This is a genomic window from Photobacterium sp. HL06, from assembly GCF_059552575.1.
The window spans coordinates 1,718,544-1,733,543 of the sequence record NZ_CM183914.1; the positions used below are offsets into that span (position 1 = coordinate 1,718,544).

The 15,000-nt window shown below is 45.9% G+C and carries 14 protein-coding genes; 9 read left to right on the plus strand and 5 right to left on the minus strand.

Features of this window, described 5'->3' with window-relative positions:
* Positions 1–36 precede the first annotated feature (36 nt).
* Entirely contained in the window at positions 37–942 is a 906-nt protein-coding gene (locus AC51G0_RS08170; RefSeq protein WP_496301555.1) for a manganese-dependent inorganic pyrophosphatase, read from the minus strand.
* A gap of 450 nt (positions 943–1,392) precedes the next feature.
* On the opposite strand from AC51G0_RS08170, the gene AC51G0_RS08175 reads away from it, so the two are divergent.
* The 3 genes from AC51G0_RS08175 (at position 1,393) to AC51G0_RS08185 (ending at position 4,103) form a co-directional block, all read left to right on the plus strand.
* Positions 1,393–2,655 (plus strand): alpha/beta fold hydrolase, encoded by a 1,263-nt coding sequence (locus AC51G0_RS08175; protein WP_496301899.1) that lies wholly within the window; start codon positions 1,393–1,395, stop codon positions 2,653–2,655.
* Positions 2,656–2,772: 117 nt separating this feature from the next.
* Positions 2,773–3,135 (plus strand): hypothetical protein, encoded by a 363-nt coding sequence (locus AC51G0_RS08180; protein WP_496301556.1) that lies wholly within the window; start codon positions 2,773–2,775, stop codon positions 3,133–3,135.
* A gap of 368 nt (positions 3,136–3,503) precedes the next feature.
* Positions 3,504–4,103, plus strand: coding sequence for a GTP cyclohydrolase II (locus AC51G0_RS08185; protein WP_496301557.1), 600 nt, complete (start codon positions 3,504–3,506; stop codon positions 4,101–4,103).
* A gap of 113 nt (positions 4,104–4,216) precedes the next feature.
* On the opposite strand, the gene AC51G0_RS08190 is transcribed toward AC51G0_RS08185, so the two are convergent.
* A complete protein-coding gene (locus tag AC51G0_RS08190) occupies positions 4,217–4,588 on the minus strand; it encodes a nuclear transport factor 2 family protein (protein ID WP_496301558.1) in 372 nt (123 codons plus the stop codon).
* A gap of 114 nt (positions 4,589–4,702) precedes the next feature.
* Between AC51G0_RS08190 and AC51G0_RS08195 the strand changes: the two genes are divergently transcribed.
* Both AC51G0_RS08195 and emrD read left to right on the plus strand, forming a co-directional pair.
* Positions 4,703–5,626 carry a LysR family transcriptional regulator gene (locus AC51G0_RS08195; protein ID WP_496301559.1) on the plus strand — a complete coding sequence of 308 codons (924 nt, stop codon included), beginning with the start codon at positions 4,703–4,705 and terminating at the stop codon, positions 5,624–5,626.
* 296 nt (positions 5,627–5,922) lie between these two features.
* Positions 5,923–7,131 carry a multidrug efflux MFS transporter EmrD gene (emrD, locus tag AC51G0_RS08200; RefSeq protein ID WP_496301560.1) on the plus strand — a complete coding sequence of 403 codons (1,209 nt, stop codon included), beginning with the start codon at positions 5,923–5,925 and terminating at the stop codon, positions 7,129–7,131.
* Between the two features lie 85 nt (positions 7,132–7,216).
* Here emrD and AC51G0_RS08205 read toward each other — a convergent pair whose 3' ends face one another.
* Positions 7,217–7,543, minus strand: coding sequence for an HI1450 family dsDNA-mimic protein (locus tag AC51G0_RS08205; protein WP_496301561.1), 327 nt, complete (start codon positions 7,541–7,543; stop codon positions 7,217–7,219).
* A 209-nt stretch (positions 7,544–7,752) separates the two neighbouring features.
* Between AC51G0_RS08205 and AC51G0_RS08210 the strand changes: the two genes are divergently transcribed.
* Both AC51G0_RS08210 and AC51G0_RS08215 read left to right on the plus strand, forming a co-directional pair.
* Positions 7,753–8,526, plus strand: a complete 774-nt coding sequence (locus tag AC51G0_RS08210) for a nucleotidyltransferase domain-containing protein (RefSeq protein ID WP_496301562.1) — start codon at positions 7,753–7,755, stop codon at positions 8,524–8,526.
* A 60-nt stretch (positions 8,527–8,586) separates the two neighbouring features.
* Entirely contained in the window at positions 8,587–10,965 is a 2,379-nt protein-coding gene (locus AC51G0_RS08215; protein ID WP_496301563.1) for a DNA polymerase II, read from the plus strand.
* Between the two features lie 87 nt (positions 10,966–11,052).
* Here AC51G0_RS08215 and AC51G0_RS08220 read toward each other — a convergent pair whose 3' ends face one another.
* Positions 11,053–11,364 (minus strand): hypothetical protein, encoded by a 312-nt coding sequence (locus AC51G0_RS08220; RefSeq protein WP_496301564.1) that lies wholly within the window; start codon positions 11,362–11,364, stop codon positions 11,053–11,055.
* Between the two features lie 321 nt (positions 11,365–11,685).
* Here AC51G0_RS08220 and AC51G0_RS08225 point away from each other — a divergent pair, with 321 nt between their 5' ends.
* Positions 11,686–11,946 (plus strand): DUF1289 domain-containing protein, encoded by a 261-nt coding sequence (locus AC51G0_RS08225; protein ID WP_496301565.1) that lies wholly within the window; start codon positions 11,686–11,688, stop codon positions 11,944–11,946.
* 67 nt (positions 11,947–12,013) lie between these two features.
* Here the strand turns inward: AC51G0_RS08225 and rplY are convergent, their stop codons facing one another.
* The gene (gene rplY / locus AC51G0_RS08230) at positions 12,014–12,292 is read right to left on the minus strand and encodes a 50S ribosomal protein L25 (RefSeq protein ID WP_496301566.1); all 279 of its coding nucleotides are present in this window, start codon (positions 12,290–12,292) and stop codon (positions 12,014–12,016) included.
* Positions 12,293–12,701: 409 nt separating this feature from the next.
* Here rplY and AC51G0_RS08235 point away from each other — a divergent pair, with 409 nt between their 5' ends.
* A complete protein-coding gene (locus AC51G0_RS08235; RefSeq protein WP_496301567.1) occupies positions 12,702–14,864 on the plus strand; it encodes a TonB-dependent hemoglobin/transferrin/lactoferrin family receptor in 2,163 nt (720 codons plus the stop codon).
* Positions 14,865–15,000: the final 136 nt, after the last annotated feature.

Genomic DNA, 15,000 nt, shown 5'->3' on the forward strand with positions numbered 1-15,000 from the left:
CGTTCCTTTTTAATTAATTGGTTTACAAAGGGAAGGTTACGCCAACACCTTCTGTAGCCACGGCCAGCCTTGTTTCTTACGGCTTAGTGTGTTTTCCATCATCAGTACACCATCGTTTGTGAACTGCTCAAGAGTTGCATTCCACTCACCTTTGAATAGTAGGCGTGTTGTGCTTGTCGTGATGTCTGTAAGCATAAGTGCTGCCATTGCCAGGCCTTCTTCGTCACAGCGGCGCTGTAGGTCAGCTTCTAGCTCGCCGATCATGCTGTCAACTTGCTCAAGAGTCGCAAGTTCGATCTGGCCAACAACAACATCACGGTTGTTGAATGGATAAGCTTTAAGATCTTTATCTACTAGTTGAGCAGCAGATAGACCCTGGATATCAGTTTTCGCAATTAGAAGCTCTTTGATGAACAGGTCTAGATCTTCAACACCAGCAAGAGGTGCTAGTTCAGCAACTGCATCTTTATCTTTTTGAGTACAAGTTGGAGAAGCGAAACCAACAGTATCACTTAGGATTGCAGACATCATTAGTGTTGCAAGCTCACGTGTGACTTCAGTGTTTTCCATCTTGAATAGGTTGAACATGATGGTACAAGTACAACCTACAGGCCAGATCCAAGCTTCCAGTGGATTAACCGTCATCACATCACCTAAACGGTGGTGATCAACAATACCTACGATTTCGGCATCAGCGATATCATCAGGAGCTTGTGCAAGATCTGAGTAGTCAACAAGCCAGACTTTCTCGCCTGCAACGCCAGTACACATTTCAGGCTGATCAACACCCGCTTGCTCCAGGATGTGCTGAGTTTCGCGGTTTAGTTCGCCTTGACGAACCGCTTTAGCTTCCAGGCCACGTGCTTTAAGAAGCTCTGCACCAACTAGTGCTGAACAGATGCTATCGCTATCAGGGTTTTTGTGCCCAACTACTTGAATCATGTTGTTTCCTTTACTGCGCCGAGTACAGCGTCACATGCTGTAAGACTGAATAAAATAGATCCGCCCGAGAGCTGTGCTCAAGATCAGGCCAGAAATAATAAACCGTGCAATTTTAGAGCTTTTGAAATAAATAACAATTGAAGTTGCGCAAAAAAGGTGTGGATGCTTAATTCAGCATCTAATTCACGATGTTATCGGCAAAATAGGCGTGTGCCGATGACTTTCTTCTGACTGATAATGTAGTACGTGCTGACCAGAAACTAATACTCAAATTTGAAAACCCTTCAAATTCAGCCAATTGAAACTTTTGTGCGAGTACATCCCGATACACTTTGAGTGCAATCGATGGTTAGCGTTGAGTTCTTTAGGTAAAATCATGGATAAAGGCCAATAAATAACAATCTAATAAATAGGGAGATTAAAGTGCAGCCAGCTCATTTCGTCGACAACATGCTGTGCCGACCGCATCAGTTTCTTTTACCGCTTGATTATGACAATCAAGCTGGAGAAAAAGTGACAGTATTTGCCAGGGAGGTGGTGCTGAAAGAAAAACAAGGTGCTGAACTGCCATGGTTGGTATACCTGCAGGGCGGTCCAGGTTTTCCTTCTCCCCGCCCTGATGCGAATAGCGGTTGGCTAAAGCGGGCGCTGCAGCAATATCGGGTGCTATTGCTGGATCAGCGTGGGACAGGTAACAGTCAAGTTGTTAGTGCGCAAACATTGGCAGACAAAAGTCCTGGCGAACAAGTGGCTTACCTTTCCCTTTTTCGGGCAGACAACATTGTTCGTGATGCCGAAGCCATTCGTGAGCAGCTCGGTGTTGATAAGTGGGCATTGCTGGGTCAGAGCTTTGGAGGCTTTTGTGCCTTGCATTACCTTTCTTATTACCCTGAAAGCCTGTCGAGAGCCTATATAACGGGTGGGATCCCGCCATTGAGCCATCATGCAGATGAAGTCTATCGGGCAACCTATCAGCGTGTTCTGGATAAGAACAACAAGTTCTTTAACGAGTTTCCGCAAGCCCAGCAGATATGTAACCAGATTGCCGAATACTTGCTGGCTAATGAAGTCAGGCTGCCAAACGGTCAGATCTTCACCGTTGAGCAGTTCCAGTTAATTGGTATTAATCTTGGGCGGAGCGGGGCAAATGCAGCGATGTACTACTTGCTCGAAGAGGCCTTTGTTGAGGTCGGTGGCAAGCCCCAGCTAAGCTATAGCTTCCTTAATACAATGTTGGCTGAGCAGGCTTACCAGACCAATCCAATCTATGCCATTTTGCATGAAGCTATCTATTGCCAGAATACGGCGTCCCGCTGGTCGGCTCACCGTATACGTTCTGAGTACCCGCAATGCCAGTATGAGTCAGGCAAGGATTTTTGTTTCACGGGTGAAATGGTTTATCCATGGATGTTTGAGCAGCTGGAAAGCTTGAAACCGCTACAAGCCGCTGCCGACATACTGGCTAATAAATCAGATTGGCCTCAGCTTTATGATCTTGAGCAACTCGCCAACAATAAGGTCCCGGTTGCTGCGGCAGTGTATGTCGAAGACATGTATGTTGAGTTTGATTATAGCCGTGAGACCTTAGCGCAGACTGCAAAGTCGAGCGCTTGGATGACTAATGAATATGAGCATAATGGCTTGCGTGCTGATGGCCAACGCATCTTATCGAAGTTGATTTTGCTTGCTGATGAGTTAGAACAGCTGCCGTAATGAGTTGTTCCTGTCGCGAAAGGGCCGCGAGAGTATTCTGGGGGACATGTTACCGGTAACTGGCTTTTTGGATCTTAAAGTTGTATATATATTGCAACTTTAAGGTTGGGGGTAAAAATGAATAAAGAAACAGGATCCTACAAACAGCTGGGCTTGCTGCTCCCTGTGGTGCTGAGTTTCTGGTTACTAGGTGCCCACTTTTTACGCATGGGGAATGTGCTTTTTTTCGTAGTATTGATCGTTTTTCCTGTGATATTAGGGGTGAAGCGGCCTCTGATCGCCAGAGCTATGCAGCTTAGTTTGATTGCTGCAGCACTCACATGGATGCAGATAACCTATCAGATGCTGATGACCAGAATGATAATGGGGGATGACTGGCAACGTATGGCCATCATTATGGGGGCGGTGATTTGTTTTACACTTCTCTCGGCATGTACTTTTCTTCATTCTAAGCTTGAATCTCGTTATGGCCTGAAATAATTGCTTTTTCAATCTTTGAAATCTAATGCATAATGAGATGTGGCGATAAATGTTATATTATAACAATTTATATTGTTGGTAACGGCCATACTAAAAGTAACAACCTGGTCGCTATCGCAACAAGAAGTGCTGTAATGCTGTTTTAGTGTAATAATTTTAGATATCATCTAAGCAATAAAGAGGAGTGCTCAAATTCCATACAAGTACTTTAAGATCAGAGTATTATGGCAATTGAGTATTTAGTAAGGTTATCTGCTTTTATGGGGTTGCGGCTGCAGTGCCAAAACCTACCACGATTTAGCGTCAGGTGAATCGTTCGCTGGTTCTCGTATTCCCATAACGGCAATTCAGAAGTACTTAGGAACAACATGGTTAATGTAAGGGCGCGAGTGCCTTTTAAAGTCGGCTTGAACAGTGACATAGCAGCAGATCTGCTTTCTTTTAACGGACTTGAGTCAGGTAAAGAGCATGTTGCCCTGATTTTTCAAGATGCTGATAAACAATCTGTACCCCCATTGGTCCGAATGCATTCCGAATGCTTGACTGGCGATGTATTCCATTCTTCACGTTGTGACTGTGGTGAGCAGCTTGACGAGACGCTTTCAAAAATGGGTGAGCAGGGTGGTGTATTGCTTTACTTACGCCAGGAAGGCCGGGGCATCGGTTTGTACAATAAAATCGATGCTTATGAATTGCAGAGCCAGGGTATGAACACCTATGAAGCCAATAACCACCTAGGTTTTGGTGATGATCTGCGTGACTTTACTGAAGCGGCGTTGATGCTGAAAGCATTGGGGGTTACGGAGATCCGCTTGATCACCAACAACCCTAAGAAGATTAATGAGCTAGAGTCGCTAGGTATTACTATCTCTGAAGTTGTCGGCACCAAGGCGCATGTTAAAGACGGTAACGAAAGTTACCTGAGGACAAAAGCAAGCCGCGGTAAGCATCGGTTTAATTTTGACTAGATAGATAAAAACCCCGTTTGAACGGGGTTTTCATTTATTGGTGTAGTATTTTTTATCGACATCGACATCGACATCGACATCGACATTGACGCGAAGAAATCGAGGCACGTTACCTACCGCTCACCCAGCACTTCAAAGTCATCATATTCTAACTTCGCAGTCCCATCTGCCTGCAGTACCCAGTGCTCTTCATGAACGACGCCAAAGCCTTTATTCATCGTCCATTCAGAGCGCAGAATAAAACAGCTTCTATCTTTTTGCTCCCAGCTGGTGTTTTGATATTCAACGTCTCGATAGCCTGAATCGATGATGTTTTGCCAGAACGCGCGTATTTCTTCAGTGCCGGTAAATGTCCCAAATGGGCGGGCATGCATGACGGCATTGGGCGAGTACTGGGCGGCGCATCCACTTGCATCCTGTTGATTAAACGATTTTTTCCATAGTTCAATGCCATGTTTGAAGGTGTTTGGTACTTGAGTTGTCATCCTGTTTTCCCCACGTTGTCTCGGTTTTTGTTGGATGAGATAAGCATAAAAAAGATATTAGCTGAGAAAAACAGAGTAATATGTAAATACTGTTTAATAAAACTGAACAATACTATGAATTACCTACGCCATATGGCTGTATTTGCCAAAGTTGTCGAGCGTGGCTCGATAAGTGCTGCTGCAGAGGAGCTGAGCCTGTCAAAATCGGTGATCAGCCAGCACCTGAAAGTGCTGGAGCAGGAGCTAGGTATCATGCTGCTGAAAAGAACGACTCGCAGGCAGACCCTAACACCTGCCGGAGCGGCGTTCTATGAGAAGTGTCAGCAGATGAATCAGCTTGCACAGGAGGCATGGGAAGGGGCGAGGGAAAGCCAACTGACGCCAACAGGTTCGGTAACGATTACTGCACCGCACGCATTGATGGGAAGTATTGTTGCCCCGGCTATCGGTGAGCTGGTTTCTGTCTACCCTGCGATTATCCCTCATTTAGTGGCTGATGACGGGCGGATTGACATTATCGAGCATGGTATTGATTTTGCCGTCCGTGTTGGTGAATCGTCTTCGAGCAGTTATCGTCAGCGCCGTATTGGCCAGTTTAGGGATGTCTTGTGCGGTTCACCGGAATATATCAGTCAGTTTGGCGAGCTACTCGATTATTCTGATGACTTATCGGAAAAGCTGTCAGCCTGCGACTATGTGGCAAATGTCTGGCAAGGTAAATATGTGGTGCATCACCTCCATCATCAATCACAGGCAGAGCCGGTGACGTTAATGTTGCACCCAACCCGATTTGCAGATTCACTGCCAACATCGCTGGCACTAATAGAAGCCGGGGCGGGTCTAGGTATTGTCCCTGAATTTATTTTTAGCCAGCGAGAACATGCCGGATCCCTGAAAGAAGCGATCCCGGGTAGCTACCTAGCTCCAACGTCTGTTTACGCTATGCATGCCTTCAATAGCTCCTTGCCGTTACTGGTCCGGCTCTGTATTGATGTTATCGAGTCCAGGTTATCGACCCCAGCCTCTACGATAGCGTAGCTTCATACTCATTATTGATATAAGCGCAGTAAATCATATTAAACTAAAATCCATTAGTTTTGCTAATCCAAATCATAATAAAGTCTCGTGCTTAGTAGCACGCTAAACCCTTGCCTGATAATGGTTTCCCGATTACTATCATCGCACCTAAAACCGAGCTTGAATCTGAGTTTCATACTCACTAAGAGTTATTTTTTATCAGTCACTTAGATTCGGTGTTTTATCCTGATCCTAGGCGGTTTTTTTCAAGGTACAACAAATTTTCTTTATTTTATTCTGTGATGAGGGTACAGGTTGTGATTCAGCAATCTTCTTCTGCTAACATGGCAAAACTGTTATTTTTAATAATCATTCTGGCTGCAGCTGGTCAGATGACACAAACAATGTATGTGCCATCGATCCCTGCAATGTCGGAGTTCTTTGCCGTTAAGTCTTCTTATCTGCAAGCCGTTATGGCGGCGTACCTTATTCCATATGGCCTCTCTCAGTTTATCTATGGCCCGTTATCAGACCGAATTGGTCGCCGTCCGGTGATCATTATTGGTATGGTCATCTTCCTTATTGGCACGCTTGGGGCTTTAGTGGCTCCGTCGTTCGAGTTGTTTTTGCTTGCCAGCTTTGTTCAGGGCTTAGGTACAGGTTGTGGTGGCGCGATGTGCCGGACTGTTACTCGCGATTGCTATGATGGTGCTGATTTGCATCGCGCGAATAGTCTTGTGAGCATGGGGGTGATTTTCTCACCACTCATTGCCCCGGTGCTGGGTGGTTATTTGTCGGCAACGTTTGACTGGACCGCCAGCTATATCTTCTTATTGGTTTTCGGCGCGATTGTTACCTTAGCCATGATGTTTATGTTTACGGAGACATTGCCTGTTGAGAATCGCCGCTCGGAGCGAGTTTGGGTGAGTTACCGTTATGTACTGAGCAACCGTCGATTTCAGGGTTATGTACTTTGCTTGATCGCTACTTTTGCCGGTATTGCCGTATTTGAGGCGGCAGCGGGGGTACTATTGGGGAGTGTGCTCAACCTAGATCCGAAAACAGTCAGCTGGTTGTTCGTATTACCATTGCCGGGCTATCTGGCGGGATCCTGGTTATCATCAATGTTAGTTAAGCAGCTTGGTAATGCCCGTGTAATGTATTTGGGGATGCTGGCGATCATTGCGGGTGCACTGGCGATCCTTATTCCAGGTATGGCTGGGCTCGTCACCGTGAGCTCATTAATTGGCGGTGCCTTTATTTACTTTATTGGTGCAGGCATTCTATTTCCCGCAGCAACAACGGCAGCAATTCAACCCTTTCCGCATCATGCCGGTACGGCGGGGGCTGTTCTGGGAGGCCTTCAGAATCTAGGGGCTGGTTTGGCGACATTGGCGGCATCACTAATGCGTGCTGAAGATCAGTACAGCCTTGGCGCTGTAATGACAGTGATGGCAGTGCTGGTGGTTATTAGCTTGCTATGGGTACGGCGTAGCCTGCAGCAAGATACACCCGTGTTGGCGTAATAATTACCAGAGCGTGTTTATTGTAGGTAAAAGAAAAGGCGGAGCATTTGCTCCGCCTTTTCGTTAACAGGTGTTTTTCTGCGGTTTAATCGCGTTTCCAAAGAATGTGACAGAACTTGTTCTCTGGATCTCGGCTTACAAGCATGCGTGCAAATACATCGTCTAGCTCATCGTTGTCTTCATTCACAAGGCCGATGCGTACCTCAGCAAAAACTTCTTTGTCGACATCAAAACCTACATGACCAGCCCAGTCGTCTTTGGTTTCGACTATCTCAGCCGCGCCGCGATCTTCAAATTGTGCGGTAAACAGAATAACGTCTGCAGGCTCTAGGCTGTCAGCAGCCATTTCAAGAAAAATATCGTAAGCCGCATCAATAACGTCGTCGTAAGAAATCAGGTTTGATGTATCCATGAACTACATAAATCTCTGGTATTAAGTGAGGCTGTATTATACCCATCGTAAGAATAAATTGGTAATTGTGTAGATCTGGCGAATGGTATGGCTGTTAGTATTCTGCTGAGAATGTTCGATCAGTAAAGTAATGATTTGGTAGAATACGCCTGACAGGGAGACCTGTAACTGAATGATAGTGTATGACAAATCCGTTGAAGGAAGAATGTGTGGCGAGAGCTCTACCGGTACTTGATGGCGAAACGCCTTTTCAACATGAATATTTACCTGTCTTGCTGGGGGCCGTGAAACAGTTGAAAGCTGGTTTAGGCGATACCCTGCATAGTATCTATGCTTACGGCAGCGTTGCCCGTCGGGAAGCCAAGGCAGGAAAGTCAGATTTAAACCTGACCGTTATTGTGAAGCGGCCCCTTACTGCATCAGAACAATCGGTTTTGAGTACAATACGCTGGCGGATACCTTCCCATTATCCAGTTGTACCGGTTGTGGATTTAAAAGTCGGGAATATCGATGAGGTGTTATCAGTTGCATCTATTTTTACCTGGGGATTTTGGCTTAAGCACTGTTGTATCTGCTTATACGGGGATGATCTGTCAACCCGTTTTGGCAGTTTCGAGGCGAGTTGGGATATTGCCAAATCACTTAACGGTGATATTAAGGACGAACTGAACGACTACCGACAGAAAATCATGGCAACAAAAGTGATTCAGAATTACTTGGACTATTGTGAACATATCGCTAAGAAGATGCTCTGGAGCTGCTTCTCTTTGGTGATGCACCGAGAGCAGGCTCTGGCGCTGTCGATAGAGCAATGCGCTGAGGCTTTCCTTAAATATTACCCAGAAAAAGAGTTGGAAATTGAGCGTTTGTTTATTTTAGCAAGCCGTACCCAGGTGCCTAAGAAAGCAGCATTGTTTATGATTGACTCGTTTGGCGGATGGATAGTGTCAGAGTTTGATAAAATTGATCGTAAGATTGGTTAATCTTTATTGAGGTAACCTCTATGTTACTTCTGAATATTTTATGTTGTGCTTGAGGTATTTTTGCAAACTCAATCAACGGGCTTTGTGCTGACAAGGCAAAGCCGAGACTTACGCGGTCAAACAGAGATCGTATTATGGGTTAAAACAGCTCAGGGGCCATGTCGCTTGATTGTTCAAGGGGACAAGCCGGTCTGTTTTATTGTCAATGATGACTACCCACATGCTGAAAGTATCCTTCGTGCTGCTAATGTCTCCGTGACCTGGCGCTCGTTGCCTTTGAAAAGCTTTCAGCACAAGCCAATGTATGCCTGTTATAGCCAAACAGTACGCGACAGTTTGCAGCTGACCACTTTACTGCGTGGTGAAGGTATCGAAGCTTTTGAAGCTGACATTCGGTTGGCGGATCGTTATTTAATGGAGCGCTTCATTCGCGGTGGCATAGCCTTTACCGGAAATAGTCAACAAAAAGCGGGCTATGTGGAATTCCAGCAGGTAAAAGCAAAGGCAGCGGATTATATTCCCCAGCTTTCAGTCGTTTCGCTAGATATAGAATGTTCTGAAAAAGGGGTTTTATATTCAGTAGGTTTGCATAGTGACATGGATAGCCGTGTCATTATGGTCGGAGAGCCGAAAGCAGAGGCGCCAGCAGAAAGCTGGATTCAGTGGGTTGCCTCAGAAAAAGACCTGCTGCTGGCCTTGGAGTCTTGGTTTATTCAGTTTGATCCCGATATTGTGATTGGCTGGAATGTGATCGATTTTGATTTTCGCCTGTTGCTCAAGCGGGCTGAGTGGAACACGCTCAGTTTGCGAATAGGACGGGGGAAACAGACTCCGCATTGGCGGCAATCGACGCAGAACCCCAATCAAGGCTTCATTACTATACCGGGCCGGGTCGTACTCGATGGTATTGATACGTTGAAAACGGCCACCTATAACTTTCGTTCTTGGTCGCTAGAGTCGGTCTCGCAAGAGTTATTGGGAGAAGGCAAGCAGATCCATAATGTCCATGACCGGATGGATGAAATTAATCAAATGTTTCGTCACGATAAGGTTTCTCTTGCGCGTTATAACCTGCAGGACTGCAAACTGGTCACACGTATCTTTGAGTATACGCATTTGTTGGACTTTGCTGTTCAGCGTAGCCGTTTAACCGGTGTCGAGCTGGATCGAATTGGTGGCTCGGTAGCAGCTTTTACCAATTTATACCTTCCTCAGCTTCATAGGACTGGCTATGTGGCGCCTAGCCTAGATAGCGAGAACTGGATTGCCAGTCCTGGCGGTTATGTGATGGACTCAAGACCCGGCTTATATAATTCGGTATTGGTGTTGGATTTCAAGTCGCTTTACCCATCGATTATTCGCTCATTTCGGATTGACCCGATGGGGCTGGTGGAAGGTCTTCAGTTAGAAGAGGGCAAAGAGGATGATCAGGCCATTGCCGGCTTTCGAGGCGGGCGTTTCCATAGAGAAAAACATTTTTTGCCAAAGATGATCGAAGATCTATGGTCAGCGCGTGATCAGGCCAAACGAGATGGTGAGAAAGCGTTCTCCCAGGCGATCAAGATCATTATGAACTCTTTCTATGGTGTATTAGGATCGTCTGGCTGTCGCTTCTTTGATCACCGCTTGGCATCGTCGATCACGATGCGTGGACACGAAATACTTTCTTGCACCAAAGAAATGATCGAAGAGCAGGGGTATGAAGTTATCTATGGCGATACTGACTCCGTGTTTGTGTCTTTAGGTAAGAGCCACACTCAGGATGAAGCCGATACGGTGGGCGATCACCTGGTTAACCGTATTAACGCTGAGTGGCAAAGACGCCTAAGAGATGACTATAACCTTGATTGTTATTTAGAGCTTGAATACGAAACGCACTATCAGAAGTTTTTAATGCCGACCATTAGGGGCTCTGATACGGGCTCCAAGAAACGTTACGCGGGGCTGGTGGTTGATGCTGGCAATGAGAAGATGGTATTCAAAGGATTAGAGACGGTACGGACTGATTGGACACCATTAGCGCAAGAGTTCCAACAAACACTGTACGATATGGTGTTCCATGACCAAGATCCGGATGAATACATCAGGGATTACGTGAGCAAAACGCTAGCAGGGGATCATGATCATCAGTTGGTGTATCGAAAGCGTCTTCGAAGGAATCTTAACGAGTACCAGAAGAACATCCCACCACAGGTACGAGCAGCCCGTATGGCTGATGAGATGAATGCTAAACTTGGCCGCCCTTTGCAATACCAAAACAAAGGGGTGATTGAGTACCTATTTACCACCTCGGGTGCTGAACCCAATGAGTTTAGGCAGAGCCCGATCGACTATAACCATTACCTCGAGAAACAATTAAAACCGGTTGCCGACGGGATCTTACCGTTTATCGGTAAACATTTTGATGAGATCACCGCGCCCCAGATGGGGCTGTTTTAGTTCGGCAGGGCTGCAACACTTCACAGAGAAAGCCGTAATAAACGCGCTGAGGAGCGCGTTTTTATGATCTTGCATGATCAGATTAGATCAGTTGAAGTATTCGACGCTTACAACTGCGGTCTTAACAGCATGAATAGGATCAAACTTAATCGCACCGCGGTTAGGAGTACAGACTTTATAAACATCACCGCAATCGTAGATCGCTAGTATAGTTTCATCGGTACGAAAGACTGCTGGTAGAGGCTTGCCGATTTCGCAGCTGCAGGCTTCTCCTTCATGTTGCCATTCAAGTTTGAAGACGCGCTGCGTTTGAGCAGGGGCTGATACATGGTTGGCAATTGATGAAAAAACAGATTCGGCCTGTGCTGGGCTAGACGTCGATGGTACAAAAAAATCCATGGTTCCCTCCTGGTAAACGTAGTTAAGAATATAAAGTCCGGGCTACGTTAATAAATATTCAAGCTATCAGTCCTGATAACCTTGAAAACAGTACCAGAATTGGAGATAGCTTTGCAACTTAGTTGAATATTCAAGCATTTTGATGCTTCATATAACATCCTATATTTTGTTTTCCTGTAGTGCTTTACTCTATGTAGAAGTTAAAACGCAGTGAAATAACAACGTGCGATTGGCCTGTGCTCTCACTATGAGTACCAAAAGTGGACGTTGTGATTTGTTCTGCTTATTATCAATTGAGGTATTGAATGTGGGGAGGGTAGGATGGAGCAACTCGATTTTTTCTCAATTCCTAGCCCATGTATTGGGGTGTGCCAGGTTAATGAGCGTGGTTACTGCAAAGGTTGCCTACGAAGCCGGGAAGAACGTTTTAACTGGCAAAAAATGACTGCCGATCAACAGCGAAATAGCCTACGTTTATGTCGTCAGCGCTATTTGAGGGTGATGCGAAGAAATAAGGCTAACCAGGAGCCGCCGCTGCCTGAGCAAGAAGTTAGCTCGCAGCAATCGTTGTTTGATGAATGAATGTGATTAAATAGCAGATAAAAAAAAGCGCCTCGAAGGCGCTTTTTTGAAGAGTATGAACCCGCAATTAGATGCGTTTGAAGTCCATGTGCTCAACTTTTGGCTTGTACGCGTGACGCTGGATGTCTTGAGGCTTAACTTGAACTTCAACACCGTCGATCACTAGAGTGATAACTTCGTAGAACTCAGGCTTATCCATTTGGTTGATAACATCGCTGTGCTTAAGAGCGATTGCAATCGGAGCTGCTTCGCCACCGTAAATGATTGCTGGGAACTGCTCTGCGTGACGTAGGCGGCGGCTCGCACCTTTACCTAGATCTGTACGTACTACTGCTTCAAATTTCATCTTAAATACTCTTTAAGTTAACTAAGTCGGACGTAGGAGTAATGCGACCTTACTCAATGTCCTAAATCGAGCGCGGATACTAACATTGGAATGAATATCCAGCAAGGTAAAATCAGCAAATACTTGTTTTAATATCTATATTAGCAGCACTTAACGCATTCCTAATCCGTTTCGTTCGAAATCTGTGCAAGTGTTGCTTGTTATGTCCATTCAAGTGGTTGTCATGAAGTGGCAGCATAATCCATGATGAATTTGCTGGTTGAAGATGCGAGCAAATTTTTGCCGTTAAGCATTCTGTAAAATCAAAAAAATTGATCTAAATCATGCTGATAATGATAGTAATTATCATTATTGTTTGTAATAATCCTTGCCGTTGTCCAATTGATAAAACTAATTTTAAGCAGGGAATATGAATTACAAGCTCACTTTCATTGCCAGCTCGGTTGTACTGGCTCTGTCATCATCACTACATGCCCAGGAAGAAATCTCAATTTTTGATGAAGTTGTTGTTTCGGGTACCCGCTCAGAGCAAAGCATTAAAAATGTGCCTGCGAGTATCTCTAAAGTGACATCTGAAGATATAGAGCAGAACCTTGCCTCTGATGTTAAGCAGGCATTGAAGTACGAGCCAGGTGTCACAGTGAATGGCCGTGGTCGCTTTGGGATGGAGGATTTTACTATACGCGGCATGAGTGGCAGCCGGGTAAAAGTGATGGTTGATGGTGTTGAGCAGCCATCTTCATATAATCCTGGCGCTGATGTTATGCGTAAGAACTCAAATACCTTTGAAGTCGATACATTAACAGCGATTGAAGTTAACAAAGGCCCGTCATCAAGCCTGTACGGTAGTGATGCTTTAGGTGGAACTGTGCTATTGCGTACCAAGAACCCGGAGGATCTTCTGGGATCGGGAAATGATACGCATGTCGGCCTTAAAACGGGTTACGCAAGTGCAAGCGAGGAATATAAAGCAACGATTGAGGTAGCTAATCGCACTGGTGACCTAGAATCGTTGCTTATTTATACCTATCGTGACGGCCATGAGACAGAAGCTCACGGCGATGGTGCCGATATTGATGGCCCGGATCGTGGTGCGGCCGATCCGTTTAATATCGCTTCACATAATGTTCTCGGTAAAATTTTCTATCAGGTCAATGATGAAAACCGGGTAGGCCTGACGGGTGAATACTATACCCGAAGTGCTGATGGCCAAATATTATCTCGTGAAGGCTACGATGGTGGCTTTATGCCTGGTTTTGTTTATACCAATGTTCGTGCGGACGATAAAGATGAGCGTGTAAGGCTGGGAGTTGAGCACGAGTGGTTAGCGGACAATGCTATTTTTGACACTTTAGACTGGAAACTGAACTGGAGCCGCAGCGAGACTGAGCATGATAGTTATGATCGTACCGGACGTTATGGTAACCGTAACCGGGCGAGGGCGGGCACAGATGAGAGTATCCAATTTGATGCCCAGCTACAAAAAGAGATCCAGCTGGCAACTAGCCGCCATGACTTGACGTATGGTGTCTCTACATCAGACAGCTCTTTCGAGCTCGATTATACCGATCACTTTCTAGACGATGGTACGACTACACCGGGGCCGACCGAAGTGCCAAAGTCTGATTCTGATAAACGTGCAGTTTTCGCACAGGATCAGATGTTCTTCATGCAAGATAAACTGGTTGTGACTGCTGGTCTTCGCTACGACGATTATAAAGCAACACCAGAGAGTGCTTCAGGCTTACTTGAGCATAACAGCGATGCATTAACATCGCGCCTGGGGGCGGTTTATCACTGGAATAACAACTTCAGCACCTATGTCCAGTACAGTGAAGGTTTCCGTGCACCAACGATTCATGAGCTCTACTACGACAAAGACAATGCTGCTCACGGCTACAAGATCGTCTCTAACCCGAACCTAAAGCCTGAAGAAAGTCAGTCTTATGAAATTGGCTTGCGTGCGAGCAGCGGTGTGGGTGCCCTTGAATTGTCGGCGTTCTATAACGACTACAAAAACTTCATTAAGAGTACGACAACCGAGGAAGGCGGTTTAGATGTTACAACCAATGAGAATATCGACGCGGCTGAGATCTATGGTGCCGAGTTCAAGGGGAGTCTGTGGCTAGATGAGGCATTGGGTGCACCGATGGGTTCATACGCTCGCTTGTCTTTGGCATACCTCGATGGTGAGGACAAGAACTCCGGCGAGACACTTAATACAATTGCGCCGTTTACGACCGTCGTGGGTTTAGGTTACGACGCGCCTAGCGAACAGTGGGGTAGTGCACTGAATGTCACCTTGGTGGCATCTAAATCTACCAATGACTGGGAAGTAGCAGAAGATGGGAGCGAGGCTAATGTTGAAGCGCCAAGCTATACAGTGGTTGATCTGACAGCTTACTACCGTCCGGTGAATGAACTGACGCTACGTGCCGGCCTGTTCAATGCGTTTGACGAGAAATACTGGCAGTACCAGGATCTTGAAGGTGTCACAGCATCAACCCAAGGTGTGGATAGCCGCACGCAGCCTGGCCGTAACTGGGGTATCACCCTGGATTACACCTTCTGATCGATTGTTGTAAGTAGCCAAGCAGACAAAAACCGCATCATGATGCGGTTTTTGTTGTTTTATGAGCGGTGATCACTAACAGCAACATACCTGCCAGGGGGGTTAACAATATACCAGTGTAAGTATATTAGGCAGA